At 36.5% G+C, this 15,273-nt stretch carries 14 protein-coding genes; 13 read left to right on the top strand and 1 reads right to left on the bottom strand.

Going from position 1 to position 15,273, the window contains the following annotated elements; all coding sequences use genetic code 11:
* The first annotated feature begins 63 nt into the window (after positions 1–63).
* Positions 64–654: a 3'-5' exonuclease gene (locus ACESNQ_RS00905; protein WP_373074296.1), complete on the top strand. Its 591-nt coding sequence runs from the start codon at positions 64–66 to the stop codon at positions 652–654.
* Between the two features lie 8 nt (positions 655–662).
* Positions 663–2,426, top strand: coding sequence for a glycerophosphoryl diester phosphodiesterase membrane domain-containing protein (locus tag ACESNQ_RS00910; RefSeq protein ID WP_373074298.1), 1,764 nt, complete (start codon positions 663–665; stop codon positions 2,424–2,426).
* 46 nt (positions 2,427–2,472) lie between these two features.
* Here the strand turns inward: ACESNQ_RS00910 and ACESNQ_RS00915 are convergent, their stop codons facing one another.
* Positions 2,473–2,772 (bottom strand): YbaB/EbfC family nucleoid-associated protein, encoded by a 300-nt coding sequence (locus tag ACESNQ_RS00915; RefSeq protein ID WP_373074300.1) that lies wholly within the window; start codon positions 2,770–2,772, stop codon positions 2,473–2,475.
* A 320-nt stretch (positions 2,773–3,092) separates the two neighbouring features.
* Here ACESNQ_RS00915 and ACESNQ_RS00920 point away from each other — a divergent pair, with 320 nt between their 5' ends.
* The 11 genes from ACESNQ_RS00920 (at position 3,093) to ACESNQ_RS00970 (ending at position 15,266) form a co-directional block, all read left to right on the top strand.
* Complete coding sequence (locus ACESNQ_RS00920; RefSeq protein WP_373074302.1) at positions 3,093–3,800, top strand: IspD/TarI family cytidylyltransferase; 708 nt, start codon at positions 3,093–3,095, stop codon at positions 3,798–3,800.
* Between the two features lie 4 nt (positions 3,801–3,804).
* A complete protein-coding gene (locus tag ACESNQ_RS00925; protein ID WP_223334326.1) occupies positions 3,805–4,827 on the top strand; it encodes a ribitol-5-phosphate dehydrogenase in 1,023 nt (340 codons plus the stop codon).
* Positions 4,828–4,839: 12 nt separating this feature from the next.
* Positions 4,840–5,709: a phosphotransferase gene (locus tag ACESNQ_RS00930; protein ID WP_373074304.1), complete on the top strand. Its 870-nt coding sequence runs from the start codon at positions 4,840–4,842 to the stop codon at positions 5,707–5,709.
* Entirely contained in the window at positions 5,699–6,577 is an 879-nt protein-coding gene (locus ACESNQ_RS00935; protein WP_223334330.1) for a DMT family transporter, read from the top strand. The genes ACESNQ_RS00930 and ACESNQ_RS00935 overlap by 11 nt, the downstream gene beginning before the upstream one ends.
* Positions 6,578–6,589: 12 nt before the next feature.
* Positions 6,590–7,279 (top strand): sugar phosphate nucleotidyltransferase, encoded by a 690-nt coding sequence (locus ACESNQ_RS00940; RefSeq protein WP_004252737.1) that lies wholly within the window; start codon positions 6,590–6,592, stop codon positions 7,277–7,279.
* Between the two features lie 255 nt (positions 7,280–7,534).
* Positions 7,535–8,335 carry a dihydroorotate dehydrogenase electron transfer subunit gene (locus tag ACESNQ_RS00945; RefSeq protein ID WP_223334332.1) on the top strand — a complete coding sequence of 267 codons (801 nt, stop codon included), beginning with the start codon at positions 7,535–7,537 and terminating at the stop codon, positions 8,333–8,335.
* A complete protein-coding gene (locus tag ACESNQ_RS00950) occupies positions 8,298–9,281 on the top strand; it encodes a dihydroorotate dehydrogenase (RefSeq protein WP_373074704.1) in 984 nt (327 codons plus the stop codon). Before ACESNQ_RS00945 ends, ACESNQ_RS00950 begins: the two co-directional genes overlap by 38 nt.
* A gap of 54 nt (positions 9,282–9,335) precedes the next feature.
* Positions 9,336–10,247 carry a bifunctional riboflavin kinase/FAD synthetase gene (locus ACESNQ_RS00955; protein WP_373074307.1) on the top strand — a complete coding sequence of 304 codons (912 nt, stop codon included), beginning with the start codon at positions 9,336–9,338 and terminating at the stop codon, positions 10,245–10,247.
* Positions 10,248–10,369: 122 nt separating this feature from the next.
* Positions 10,370–11,329 carry a hypothetical protein gene (locus ACESNQ_RS00960; protein WP_223334338.1) on the top strand — a complete coding sequence of 320 codons (960 nt, stop codon included), beginning with the start codon at positions 10,370–10,372 and terminating at the stop codon, positions 11,327–11,329.
* Positions 11,330–11,619: 290 nt separating this feature from the next.
* Positions 11,620–14,181 (top strand): pneumococcal-type histidine triad protein, encoded by a 2,562-nt coding sequence (locus tag ACESNQ_RS00965; RefSeq protein WP_373074309.1) that lies wholly within the window; start codon positions 11,620–11,622, stop codon positions 14,179–14,181.
* A gap of 155 nt (positions 14,182–14,336) precedes the next feature.
* Positions 14,337–15,266, top strand: a complete 930-nt coding sequence (locus ACESNQ_RS00970; protein WP_373074311.1) for a metal ABC transporter solute-binding protein, Zn/Mn family — start codon at positions 14,337–14,339, stop codon at positions 15,264–15,266.
* The last annotated feature ends 7 nt before the right edge of the window (positions 15,267–15,273 follow it).

Genomic DNA, 15,273 nt, shown 5'->3' on the forward strand with positions numbered 1-15,273 from the left:
ACTGCTTGGTTTCTAGGACTAGACCAGGTGGTTTCTTTTTACAAATCAATAAGGATTGATAAAATGGAAACATTACGAGAATATATCTCCTTTGACTTAGAATTCAATAAACACCAGGATAAGACTCATTTGATTCAAGTATCAGCAGTGCATTTTAAAGAAGGTGAAGAAGTAGGGACATTTGACTCTTATGTCTACACTGATGTTCCTTTGAAGAGTTTTATTAATGGTTTGACGGGGATTACTTCAGAGACATTGAAAGGCGCACCAAAGGTAGAAGAAGTCCTGCAAAAATTTCAAGTTTTTGTTGGTAACTTGCCTCTTATTGGTTATAATGCAGAAAAAAGTGATTTACCAATTCTACTAGAGCATGGATTTGACTATAGTCATCAATATCAAGTTGATGTCTATAATGAAGCACTGGAGCGACGTAGTTCTGATCTTCATGGAATTGCTAATCTAAAATTACAAACTGTGGCTAATTTTCTGGGTTTTAAAGGGCAATCTCATAATAGTCTAGAGGATGCTCGTATGACTGCTCGAGTGTATGAAGCTTTTCTGGACTCAGATGAGAGTAGACTGTTACTCAATTCTCAAACTAGTCTCAATTCGAATCCATTCGGTGCTTTGGATTTATCACAACTTTTTGATTAGGAGTTTTTATGAAACCTGAAAAACCAAAAAAATTGGGTTTTAAAAAGATTTACCTTAATCTAGATAAAATCCTCTTTCTATTCTTTCTAATCTTTATGTTGGTCGACTATATCTGGTTGCCATTAAACTCAGTGATAGCTGGATTTTTACTAAGTCAGACTGGATATTTGTTTATTTCCTACAACAATATTTTTGAGATTATAAAAAACGCACCCATAGTCAGTCTTGGCTTCGTAATCTTAATAGCCCTCAATCTACTTGTAGCCTATTTTCAACTTAGTATTCTCTTTATTGGAGCTCGCCACCTCCTATATCACGAAAAAAGGACTCTTATAGAATATAGTCGAAAAGTATTTCGTGAAAGCCTTGCTTTTATGAAGAAGATGACTATTTCAAAAGCTTTGTTTATCTTTTTATTTGTAGCAATGCTATTTCCTTTTATCAGGAAGATATTTAAGATTTATTATTTCAATAAAATCGTTATTCCAGAGTTTATTCAAACCTACATGGAAGATAAGTACTGGATGTGGTGGGTAGCCATTATTATCTTATCACTCTTATTCTTCTATGTTTCTGTTCGCTTGGTATTCACTTTACCAAAAATCTTTTATGATAAGATGACTGTCAAGGAAGCGGTTATTTATAGTTTGGATAAAACTAAGAATTTCTTTTGGTTTTATGCCTGGCATTTATTCTTAATTATTGTAAAAACCAATCTATTCTTCTATCTTCCTCTCATCCCTTTACTATCAATCCAGTATATAGTGGATAGCCTTACTCAGAGAGAATCTCTACTCCTTGCTATTTGCAACTTCGTTCTTATCAAGAATTTCCACTATATGGCACTGACCTATTTCCTTGTGAAATTTACGTCCTTCTTAACGGGAGAAGAACTTGATATTATGCCAAGGCGAGAGAAGGACCATATCATGAGATGGGGGGTCATGGTGTGTGCAAGTATTTTCTTTGCGATTGAAGGCTATAATTATCTGGAAGCTCCAGTAGTCAATCCACCGCTTGTGATTTCACACCGTGGTGTATCGAATGGAAATGGCGTCCAAAATACAGTAGAATCCTTAGAAAAGACTGCGCAGTTAAAACCAGATTTAATCGAGATGGATATCCAGGAGACTAAAGATGGTCAATTTGTTATGATGCACGATGCTAATCTTAAAGGCTTAGCTGGTATTAATAAAACACCACATGATTTGACCTTAGAAGAGTTAAAGCAGATTGACATTCATGAGAACGGTTATGAGACAAAAATTTCAAGTTTTGATGATTATCTGAATCGTGCAAATGAACTGCATCAGAAACTTCTCATTGAGATTAAGACCAGCCATAAAGATAGTCCGCAGATGATGGAACATTTTCTAGAAAAATACGGTGCAAAAATTAAGGTTTATGGTCATCAAATGCAATCCTTAGATTATAAGGTTGTTGAAAAAGTGAGAGAGTATGGCACAGATATTCCTGTCTACTTTATTCTTCCCTATAATTCTGTTTTTCCTAGAACGGTTGCTACAGGCTACACAATGGAGTATTCTACTTTAGATGAATACTTTGTGACGAAACTATGGAATACTGAGCAAAAACTCTATGTATGGACAATCAACAGTTCGGAATCATTTAATAAGTCTTTTCACCTAGGTGTTGACGGAATGATTACGGACGACTTGGAAAGAATAAAGGAAGAACTAAAAACGGCTGAGGAAGACCCTGAATATAGTGACTTATTGCTAAATAAAGCAACTGAGTTCTTTGCTTATTAACATAAATTAAAAGAGGCTGTAAACCAGCCTCTTTTTGAGAATATAATTAAAATGGTAACTTACCAGCAAATGCTCCAAGTTTCTTTTTAGTAGTTTCATCAATTTGTTCAAGAGCAGCATTGAGCGCTTGAACAGTCATATCTGAAAGTGTTTCAATATCTTCAGCATCCACAACTGCAGGTTCAAAATCAATTTTTACGACTTTTTTATCACCTGTTAAGGTAGCAGTTACAAGGTTTTGAGCAGAAGTCCCAATAAATTCTGTGGCAGCCAATTCAGCTTGGCTTTGCTCCATTTGTTTTTGAAGTTTTTGAGCTTGACGCATCATGTTTTGCATATTCATCATGGCGGTAGTTAGCTTCCTTTTCTTTTATTTTCCATTTTATTTTAACAATTTTAATTGGAAAAGTCTAATTAAAATTTCAGGATCTCTATACATATCAACCAATGATTTAAGGTTTTTTTAAGCTTTCTATACTATTCTGAAGAACTCTATTTTAATCGAGAAATAAAAATGCAAGGATTAGATTTTTTAATGTTCAAAGCCTGAAGTGCTCTCGCCATCAGTTTCTAACTGGAGAGAACTAGTATTTATTTCAAGATAGTGCTAGATTATGATATAATAGTAAAGAATGAGTTTTTAGAACAAACTAAAGGAGAATCGATATGATTTACGCTGGAATTTTAGCAGGTGGAACCGGCACGCGCATGGGTATTAGTAACCTACCCAAACAATTTCTTGAGTTGGGAGATCGCCCAATCTTGATTCATACAATTGAAAAATTTGTCTTAGAGCCAAGTATCGAAAAGATTGTGGTTGGAGTTCACGGAGACTGGGTGACACACGCAGAAGACTTAGTTGAAAAATTCCTTCCACTCCACAAGGACCGTATCATCATCACAAAAGGTGGGGCGGATCGTAATTCTAGTATTGAAAAGATTATTGAAACTATCGATGCTTATCGTCCAATCACTGAAGATGATATCGTGGTCACACATGACTCAGTTCGTCCTTTTATCACACTTCGAATGATTCAAGATAACATTGCTCTTGCACAAAATCATGATGCTGTTGATACAGTAGTTGAAGCAGTAGATACCATTGTTGAAAGTACAAACGGACAGTTTATCACAGATATTCCAAATCGTGCTCATCTCTATCAAGGGCAAACTCCTCAAACCTTCCGTTGTAAAGACTTCATTGATTTGTATGGTTCTTTATCAGCAGAAGAAAAAGAAATTTTAACAGATGCATGTAAAATCTTTGTCATTAAGGGTAAAGATGTAGCCTTAGCAAAAGGTGAATATTCAAACCTTAAAATTACAACAGTTACAGACTTGAAGATTGCTAAAAGCATGATTGAGAAAGACTAAAGACATGATTAATCAAATTTATCAACTGACAAAACCAAAGTTTATTAATATTAAATATCAGGAAGAAGAAATTGATCAAGAGAATCATATCCTCATCCGACCAAATTACATGGCGGTTTGTCACGCGGATCAACGTTATTACCAAGGTAAACGTGATCCAAAAATTTTAGCGAAAAAACTGCCAATGGCTATGATTCACGAGTCTTGTGGTACAGTCATTTCTGATCCAACCGGTACCTACAAAGTTGGTCAGAAGGTTGTTATGATTCCAAATCAACCACCTATGCAAAGTGATGAGGAATTCTACGAAAATTACATGACTGGAACATATTTCCTTTCAAGTGGTTACGATGGGTTCATGCGAGAATTCGTTTCTCTGCCTAAGGATCGTGTGGTAGCTTACGAAGAAATCGAAGACACAGTTGCTGCCATTACAGAGTTTGTCAGTGTGGGTATGCATGCTATGAATCGTTTCATGACGGTATCTCACAGCAGACGTCAACGCATCGCTGTCATTGGTGATGGAAGTTTAGCTTTTGTCATGGCCAATATTATCAACTACACTTTGCCTGAAGCTGAGATTATTGTTATCGGACGTCACTGGGAGAAATTAGAATTATTCTCATTTGCAAAAGAGCTCTACATTACTGATAGCATTCCAGAGGATCTTAGTTTTGACCATGGTTTCGAATGCTGTGGTGGTGATGGATGTGGACCTGCTATTAATGACTTGATTCGCTACATTAAACCACAAGGTACCATTTTGATGATGGGAGTTAGTGAGTATAAAGTTAATATCAATACTCGTGATTCATTGGAAAAAGGCTTGTTATTAGTTGGATCTTCTCGTTCTGGAAGAGTTGACTTTCAAAATGCCATCCAAATGATGGAGATTAAGAAGTTTGCCAATCGTTTGAAGAATATCATTTATCTAGAAGAACCAGTAAGAGAGATTAAGGATATTCATCGAGTTTTTGCAACAGACCTTAATACTGCCTTCAAGACAGTATTTAAGTGGGAAGTCTAATGGAGGATGATTGTGAAGGAAATCGTTAAAGAAAAGATTGCTTCTCTATTATCTGGTGACGAAGAAATTCAGAGCGTTGAACAGTTGGGTGGAATGACCAATCAAAACTACTTGGTTCAAACATCCTCAAATCGATATATCGTTAAGTTTTTCGGTAAAGGTACAGAAAAATTAATCGATCGCCAGAATGAAAAGTTCAATATTGAATTGTTGAAAGATCTGAAATTAGATGTTGAGAATTATCTCTTTGATATTGAAGCTGGTATCAAAGTCAATCAATACATTGAAAATGCAGAAACATTTGATTCAAATACTATTAAAACTAAATTTGAAAAAATTGCTCCAATTCTACAAACCATCCATGCTTCTGGTAAAGAATTAAAAGGAGACTTTGCTCCTTTTGAGGAAATCAAAAAGTATGAATCATTGATTCAAGGAGAGATTTACTATCCAAACTATGAAGCTGTCAGAAAATCAGTATTTTCTCTGAAAGAAAAGCTTGAACAAATCGGAATTGAGAAGAAATCTTGTCACATTGACTTGGTTCCTGAAAACTTTATTGAAGGACCAGACGGACATCTTTATCTGATTGATTGGGAATATTCTTCCATGAATGATCCTATGTGGGATCTTGCAGCACTCTTTCTAGAGTCTGAATTTACTACAGACCAAGAAAATTCCTTCTTGTCATATTATGAAAGCGAACAGACACCAGTTTCTCGTGAGAAGATTCGTATTTATAAAATATTGCAAGACATTATTTGGAGTCTTTGGACTATTTACAAAGAAGAAAATGGTGCAGATTTTGGAGATTATGGAATTTCTCGCTACAATAGAGCTGTAAAAGAATTAGAGTCTGAAGGAGATTTAGATGAAAACTAAAAATGGAGTTTCTTTTGGTCTACTTTCAGGTGTCTTCTGGGGATTAGGATTAACGATTAGCGCCTATATCTTTTCAATCTTTACAGAGCTTTCGCCTTTTGTAGTAGCAGCAGCACACGACTTTCTGAGTATTTTTATCTTGCTAGGATATCTTCTAGTCAAAGAAGGGAAAGTACGTTTTTCAATCTTCTTGAACATTCGAAATGTTAGTGTTATTATCGGAGCACTATTGGCTGGGCCAATAGGCATGCAGGCCAATCTCTATGCGGTCAAATATATCGGTAGTTCTTTAGCATCCTCAGTTTCAGCTATTTATCCTGCTATTTCAGTCTTGCTTGCCTTTTTCTTTTTAAAGCACAAAATTTCAAAAAATACAGTATTTGGAATTTTATTAATCATTGTAGGCATTATTGCTCAGACTTACAAGGTTGAACAAGTTAATTCCTTCTATATCGGAATACTCTGTGCTTTGATTTGCGCGCTTGCTTGGGGAAGTGAAAGTGTTCTGAGCTCATTTGCTATGGAAAGTGAACTCAGTGAACTCGAAGCACTTTTGATACGACAAGTCACATCTTTCTTGTCCTATCTTGTCATTGTTCTCTTCTCACATCATTCATTTGCGGAAGTGGCAAATGGCCAATTATTAGGTCTTTTGATTATCTTTGCAGCATCAAATATGATTTCTTATCTAGCCTATTATATAGCTATTAATCGATTGCAGCCAGCAAAAGCTACTGGATTAAATGTGAGTTATGTAGTATGGACTGTTTTATTTGCAGCAATTTTCTTGGGCTCTCCCCTTAATTTACTGACCATTATTACTTCCCTTATCGTAATGGCTGGTGTTTATATTATTATTAAAGAATAAAGGAGAAAACGCGTGAAAGCGATTATTTTAGCAGCTGGATTGGGAACTCGTTTGAGACCCATGACAGAAAATACTCCCAAAGCATTGGTTAAAGTCAATCAAAAACCATTGGTTGAATATCAAATCGAATTTTTGAAAGAACGTGGAATTGATGACATTATCATCGTTGTCGGTTATTTAAAAGAACAATTTGACTATCTTAAAGAAAAGTACGGGGTTCGTTTGGTCTTCAACGATAAGTATGCTGATTACAATAACTTTTACTCTCTTTACTTGGTAAAAGAAGAATTGGCTAACAGCTACGTTATTGATGCGGATAACTATCTTTTCAAGAATATGTTCCGTAATGATATCGAACGTTCAACCTATTTCAGTGTTTATCGTGAAGATTGTGATAATGAGTGGTTCCTAGTTTACGGAGATGATTACAAAGTTCAAGATATTATTGTCGATAGCAAAAATGGACGCATCTTGAGTGGTGTATCATTCTGGGATGCTCCAACAGCTGAGAAAATTGTTGGATTTATTGACAAGGCATATGCAAGTGGCGAATTTGTTGACCTCTATTGGGACAATATGGTCAAAGATAATATTAAAGAACTAGATGTATATGTAGAAGAGTTGGAAGAAAACTCTATCTATGAAATCGACAGTGTTAAAGATTATCAAAAATTAGAAAAGATTCTTTCTTCACAAAAATAAGCGACTTTCGACTTTTATGAACTGATACCTTACCTATTTTTACTTGACTTTTTAGGTTTGATACAGTATACTAGTGAAAATTCAACCTTTAAGGGCAGTCCAGAGAGACTCACAAGGTGTCAGAGAAAAGAAGCTACAATGGAAACAAGTAAGCAAGTGCTTATTTGCTACTTTTGTGTAAATATCTTAACTGAAACCTTGCAATTGCAAGGTTTTTCTTTATCTGATCCCCTTAAAATTTAAGGAGGAAAAGTTATGAATCCAAATTGTAAAAAACGAATGGGTGCAATTCGTTTGGAAGTTATGAGAGTAGTATTTCAAGAGGAAATCGCGCCAGCAATCTTTGAACTAGTTCTCGAAGGAGAAATGGTCGAAGCTATGAAAGTGGGCCAATTTCTTCATTTGCGTGTACCTGATGATGCTCATCTTTTGCGTCGTCCAATTTCGATTTCATCAATTGATAAGACGACTAAGCAATGCAGACTTATCTATCGAGTTGAAGGAGAAGGCACAGCAATCTTTTCAAAATTAAAAGCTGAAGATTTTTTAGATGTTATGGGTCCTCAAGGAAATGGTTTCGATTTATCTGATTTAGACAAGCAGAACCGTGTTCTTATAGTTGGTGGTGGAATCGGAGTTCCGCCCTTACTCGAAGTAGCTAAACAACTGAATGAGCGTGGTGTTGAAATAACAACTGTTTTAGGATTCGCTACCAAAGATGCTGTTATTTTGGAAGATGAATTATCCAAATTTAGTCAGGTCTTTGTAACGACTGATGATGGATCTTATGGTATTAAAGGAAATGTATCGGTAGTGATTAATGAATTTGACACAAAATTTGATGCAATCTACTCATGCGGTGCGCCTGGTATGATGAAATATATCAATCAAACCTTCCATGACCATCCAAGAGCTTATCTATCTCTAGAATCTCGTATGGCCTGTGGCATGGGGGCTTGCTACGCTTGCGTATTGAAAGTACCAGATAGTGAAACAGTTAGTCAACGTGTGTGTGAAGATGGGCCTGTATTTAAAACAGGAACTGTTGTTTTATAAGGAGAGTGTCATGACTACAAATCGATTACAAGTCTCTCTACCAGGCTTAGAACTAAAGAATCCTATCATTCCTGCTTCAGGCTGTTTTGGTTTCGGTCAAGAATATGCCAAATACTATGATTTGGACCTCTTGGGGTCTATCATGATAAAGGCTACAACCCTTGAAGCACGCTTTGGTAATCCTACTCCACGAGTGGCAGAAACACCTGCTGGTATGCTGAATGCCATTGGTCTACAAAATCCAGGACTAGATGTCGTTCTCTCTGAAAAGTTACCTTGGCTTCAAAGGGAATACCCGAATCTTCCAATCATTGCCAATGTTGCTGGATTCTCAAAGCAAGAATACGCAGCCGTTTCTAGTGGTATTTCCAAGGCACCTAACGTGAAAGCCATTGAGCTCAATATTTCTTGTCCAAACGTCGATCATGGCAATCACAGACTTTTGATTGGGCAAGACCCAGATTTAGCTTATGATGTGGTAAAAGCAGCCGTAGGGGCATCAGATGTGCCAGTTTACGTTAAATTGACACCAAGTGTAACTGATATCGTGACTATCGCAAAAGCAGTAGAGGATGCAGGTGCTAGTGGTCTCACTATGATCAATACCCTTGTTGGTATGCGCTTTGATCTCAAAACTAGAAAACCAATCATTGCCAATGGTACTGGTGGAATGTCTGGTCCTGCAGTCTTTCCGGTAGCTCTAAAACTTATTCGTCAAGTAGCTCAAACAACTAATCTTCCAATCATTGGTATGGGAGGGGTTGATTCAGCTGAATCCGCTATAGAAATGTACTTAGCTGGTGCCTCAGCAATAGGAGTCGGTACAGCAAACTTTACCAATCCATATGCCTGCCCTGATATTATTGATAGCCTACCAAAAGTCATGGATAAATATAATATCGAAACTCTGGAGCAATTGAGGAAAGAAGTAAAAAGTAGCTTATAGTTTTTTAAATTCGTAATATTTTGAATGCCTTCTTCTTTTTGGTATAATATGACTATGATTGTAACAATACCTATAAAAACTGAAAAAGACATTGCAACACCAGGTCCAACAGTCCTCGTTTTAGGATATTTTGATGGAATTCATCTAGGACATCAAAAATTATTTAGTATTGCTGGTGAAATTGCTGCTAAGAAGAGATTAAGCGTTGCTTTAATTACATTTCATGAATCACCAAAATTAACCTTAAAACCCTATTCACCAGAAAATTTACTTCATATTCTGAATGCAGAAGAACGTGAACGCAAGTTTAAACGAGCTGGTGTTGAAAATCTTTATTTAATGGACTTCTCAAGTCGTATCGCTAATATGTCAGCTCAAGAGTTTGTAGATACTTTTGTCAAAGAAGTTAAAGCAGATACCATTGTAGTTGGATTTGACTATAGTCTTGGTTCAGATAGAAAATCAGCTGAAGATTTAAAAGAAATCTTTGATGGAGAAGTAGTCGTAGTACCTCCTGTAGAAGATGAAAAAGGAAAGATTAGCTCTACACGTATTCGACAAGCTATCCTTGAAGGGAATGTGAAAGAAGCAGGTCAGCTGCTTGGAAGTCCACTTCCTACAAGAGGAATAGTCGTACACGGCAATGCTCGTGGTCGAACAATCGGCTATCCAACTGCCAATCTCGTGCTCTTGGATCGTACTTATATGCCGGCAGATGGTGTCTATACCGTTGATATCGAAATCAAGAGAAAACTCTATCGAGGAATGGCCAGTGTCGGGAAGAACGTTACTTTTGATGGAGAGGAAGAGCGTTTTGAAGTGAATATCTTTGATTTTGATGAAGATATTTATGGTGAAACAGTGACCGTCTATTGGTTAGATCGTATCCGAGATATGGTGAAATTTGACGGCATTGAACAACTGGTCAAACAACTCGAAGAAGATGAAAAAGCTGCAAGAAAATAAAATCAAGTTCGAATGAAAATTCGAGCTTTTTATTTTGTTAAAATCTAATAAAAATTAGAATAAGAGATGAGATATAAACTTAAGTCTGGTATAATTCTAATAAGAGATTAAGGGAGATTATGATGTTTAAAGAAAAAAGAAATAAGGGTTTTATTTCTGTACTGATGCTTTCGCTGGTATTCTTTGCGATTGCTTCTATTTCAGGATTCTTAGGTCAAATGCACAAGAAGCCTACAGAGAGGTTTGCAGATACAACTGATACTGGAAAAGAAGTTACTATGTCAGTCTACGGTATCTATCCTGAACCTGTTGGTGAAGTTGATGGTGGAACTGTTGTTTATATTGTGCAATATAGCAAGGAAGGTGAAGGAAAGTTTGCTGTAGTTGAATCTAAAGTGAAAGATGAGTCAATTAATAAACTTCTTGAGAACGCAGACAGTCTTGCTGATAATCCTGAAACTCTCACAGGTATACAGTTAGAACCCCTCACTGATACCAATTTTGTCAATACTTCGAAGAACACTAAGATTATCAATCTTGATGAATTTATTAGCTCTATTCTTCCTGCTAAATCGGTTGTCGCTCGTAATATGAATACAAGAATTTATCTCAGTCTCAGTGAATACTTACGAGACAGTCTGAGCTATATTTTTGGTATTGTGATTTTTTCCGGCATGGGGCTAATGACTTTAATCGCAGCATTTATCATACGAAAGAAAACAGTTGATTCATTCAAAGAGCTGTATCGTCTGTACCCTGAATTAGACGGAAATCTTGAGCTGCTTGATACTCAAGCTGAATTTTACGACCAGGACTTGAAAGTTATTTTGTATAAGAATCATCTCATTACTTATTACAAAGGAACCCAAGCTCTAGATCTTAGAGATGTGTGGAGGATCTATTTAGTACGTACAAGTTATAGCCGTTTTACAAAAGTTTATCAGTTTGTATACACTCGAAAAGATAGTTCTAAGAATTATAGCCTAACTATTCGAAATACTAATAGAGTAGAAGAACAATTAGAAGAATTCTGGAATCTTCTTCCAAAAAAATTTCCTGAGATCAACATTGGTAGTTTATAAGAAAGCATCTTTTAGGGTGCTTTTCCTTTTGGGTAAAATTTTGGAAAAAGTGAATTTATAACTTGACATCTTAAATGTTAAGGAGTAGAATATTTACTGGTTAATTAAATGGTTAAGTTTATATATCCAATATATTTGGCTAAACAATACTAGAAATCTATAAAAAGGATTAGAACATTTTAATTGTTTTTATAAATATTTCTAGTCATAAACTTAACTGGTTAATGACACAAAACTTATAGTGTTGCCTAAATCTTATATTTAGTAGTAAAAATAGAAAGTGTGTTTAGATGAAAATCAATAAAAAATATGTTCTTGGTTCTGTAGCTCTTTTAGCCTTAAGCCTTTCAAGTTATGAATTAGGGCGTTATCAAGCAGTACAGACTGGCAAAGAGTCTAATCGTGTGGCTTATATAGATGGAAATCAGGCTAGTACTAAGAGAGAAAATTTGACGCCAGATGAAGTTAGTCAGCGAGAAGGAATCAATGCAGAACAGATAGTCGTTAAGATTACCGATCAAGGCTACGTAACTTCACATAGAGACCATTATCATTACTTTAATGGTAAGGTTCCTTATGACGCTATTATTAGTGAAGAACTCTTGATGAAAGATTCGAATTATCAACTTCGAAATGAGGATATTGTCAACGAAGTCAAGGGTGGCTATGTCATTAAGGTTGATGGTCGCTATTATGTATACCTCAAAGATGCTTCTCATTCCGAAAATATTCGTAGTAAGGATGAGATCAATCGTCAGAAGCAGGAACATGGACATGGTGGAGGAGTAAAGGTTAGTAATGAAGTCGCTGTTGCAAGAACTCAGGGACGTTATACGACGGATGATGGTTATATTTTTAATGCTAGTGATATTATTGAGGACACGGGTGATGCTTACATCGTTCCACATGGCAATCATTTCCACTATATTCCTAAGAGTGACTTGTCTGCCAGTGAATTAGCTGCTGCTCAAGCCTTCTTATCCGCTAAAGGTGGTCAAACAAGCTCAGTTGGGTATCGACAGTCAACAAATTCTTCTAGCAGCTCATCAGATGCTTCGAATAGTAGTACATATAGACAAACGAATCAAAGCAATGTTGAGGCAAATACTAGAAGATGGACCCCAAGTGTTAGCCCACAAGTGGATAATAGTTATCAAGCAAGTCCAAGTGAAGATGTATCTAGTCTTTTGAAACAACTTTATGCCTTGCCACTCAGCCAACGTCATGTGGAATCCGATGGTTTGCTCTTTGACCCTGCCCAAATCACGAAAAAAACAGCAAATGGGGTAGCAGTACCTCATGGGGATCACTATCATTTTATCCCTTATAGTCAAATGTCAGCTTTGGAAGAAAAGATTTCACGGATAATTCCAGTTGGAAATCAAAAAATTGTTTCCGTTCCTGGGGCTACTAGTTTACAGCCGAATCTTACGATAAAACCTCTTCCTCAACCAGTTCCAAATCCGCAACCAACTCCAGTTCCTATTCCTGAAAATCATTCTAATGAGGAACTTACCAAGCAAGTAGTCAGAAAAATTGGTCAGGGTTATGTCCTTGAAGATAAAGGAGTATCACGTTATGTCTTGAGTAAGGATTTGTCTAATGAAACTCTTTCATCCTTTGATAAAAAAATAGCCAAAGTAGATAAGATTTCTCACACCTTAGGGGAGAAGAAAAGTACAGTAGCTCCTAGAGATCAGGAGTTTTATGATAAGGCTTATAGTTTGTTGGAACAAACACATAAGAATCTACTTGAGAACAAGGGACGGATGTCTGACTTCAAGACTTTGGATCAGTTGTTAGAAAGATTAAATGATGAGCATGTTAATAAGATAGCTTTTGTAGATGATTTGCTTAAATTTATTGCACCGATTAGTCATCCAGAACGTCTTGGCAAGCCGAACGCTCAAATTGAGTATACTGAAGATGAAGTTCGTGTAGCCCAGCTAGCGGATAAGTACACAACATCGGATGGTTATATCTTTGATGCCCATGATATTATCAGTGATGAGGGGGATGCCTATGTAACACCACATATGGGGCATAGTCATTGGATAGGTAAGGATAGTTTGTCCGAAGCTGAGAGGGCAACTGCTCAGGCTTATGCCAAAGAGAAGAGGTTGACGCCTCCTAAGACTGATAATCAGAACTCAACAAAATCGGAAGCAAAAGGGGCAGAAGCTATCTTCAATCGGGTAAAAGCTGAGAAGAAGGTACCGCTAGATCGCATGCCTTACAATCTACAGTATGCAGTTGATGTCAAAAATGGTAACTTGATTATCCCTCACTTTGATCATTACCATAATATCAAGTTTGAATGGTTTGATGAAGGGCTTTACGAAGCTCCTAAGGGATATGCGCTCGAAGATCTTTTTGCGACTGTGAAGTACTATGTCGAGCATCCAAGCGAGCGTCCGCATTCGGATAGTGGTTGGGGAAATGCAAGTGACCATGTTCTAAGAAACCAAAATGGACAACATGACCATTCGAATAATGAAAAACCAAATGGGGAGAAACCTCAGACAGATAAAACTGAAGATGAAAAAACTCTTGAGGAGAAACCGCAAATGGAAAAGCCAGAGGATACTAATCCAGCTGATGAACCAGAAGAATCTCCAGAGGAAGAACCACAGGTTGAGACTGAAAAGATAGAAGCTAAACTACAAGAAGCTGAGGAGTTATTAAAGAATGTGACAGATGCAGGAGTGAAATCCAATGCTAGTGAAACTTTAGCTGGTTTACGAAATAATCTAACACTAGGTACTATGGATAACAATGGTATTATGGCTCAGGCTGAAAATCTTTTAGTCTTGCTAAAAAATAGTAAGCCTATAACAAACGAAAAGAATTAAAAGTCAAATGATAAAGATGACTAGTGAGAACTGATCATGAAATCTAGTTCTCACTTTTTTCATGAAAATCCATAAAAAATATTGACATTTTAAGTTTTTAGGAGTAAACTATTTACTAGTTAATTAAATGGTTAAATACTAGTTAAGGAGTTGTTATGAAAAAAAGAAGCATTCTATGGGTCATGATTACCTTCTTTGTTCTCGTTTTAGGAGCATGTGGACAAAAGGCAAGTCAAGACAATCGGAATGAAACTAAGGGAATGAAGATTGTGACTAGTTTTTACCCTGTCTATGCTATGGTCAAAGAGGTTTCAGGTGATCTAAATGATGTTCGGATGATTCAGTCGAGTTCAGGTATTCATTCATTTGAACCTTCTGCAAATGACATTGCAGCCATCTATGATGCCGATGTTTTCGTTTATCATTCTCATACTTTGGAGTCATGGGCGGGAAGTTTAGATCCAAGCCTGCAAAAGTCTAAGGTAAAGGTCTTAGAAGCATCAGAAGGTATGACCTTGGAGCGCGTGCCTGGATTAGAAGATATGAAAGCTGGAGACGGGATTGATGAGAAGACCTTGTATGATCCTCATACTTGGCTTGATCCTGAAAAGGTTGCTGAAGAAGCACAGATTATCGCTGATAAGTTATCCGAACTAGACAGCGCTAACAAGGATACTTACCAGAAAAACGCACAAAGTTTTAGTGCCAAAGCTCATGATTTGACCAAGAAATACCAACCCATTTTTGAAAAAGTCAATCAAAGAAATTTTGTAACTCAACACACAGCTTTTTCATATTTAGCTAAACGCTTTGGATTAAATCAACTTGGAATAGCTGGTATTTCGCCAGACCAAGAACCAAGCCCGAGACAGTTAACCGAAATTCAAGAATTTGTAAAAAATTATAAGGTCAAAACTATCTTTACAGAGAGCAATGCTTCGTCTAAAGTTGCTGATACACTTGTCAAATCAACAGGTGTGACTCTTAAAACACTCAATCCTTTAGAGGCCGACCCACAAAATGATAAGTCCTACTTGGAAAATTTAGAAGACAATATAGCTATTTTAGCTGAAGAATTGAAATGAGGAGTTT

Source organism: Streptococcus infantis (assembly GCF_964243025.1).
In the GTDB taxonomy this organism is placed as follows: Bacteria; Bacillota; Bacilli; order Lactobacillales; family Streptococcaceae; genus Streptococcus; species Streptococcus infantis_N.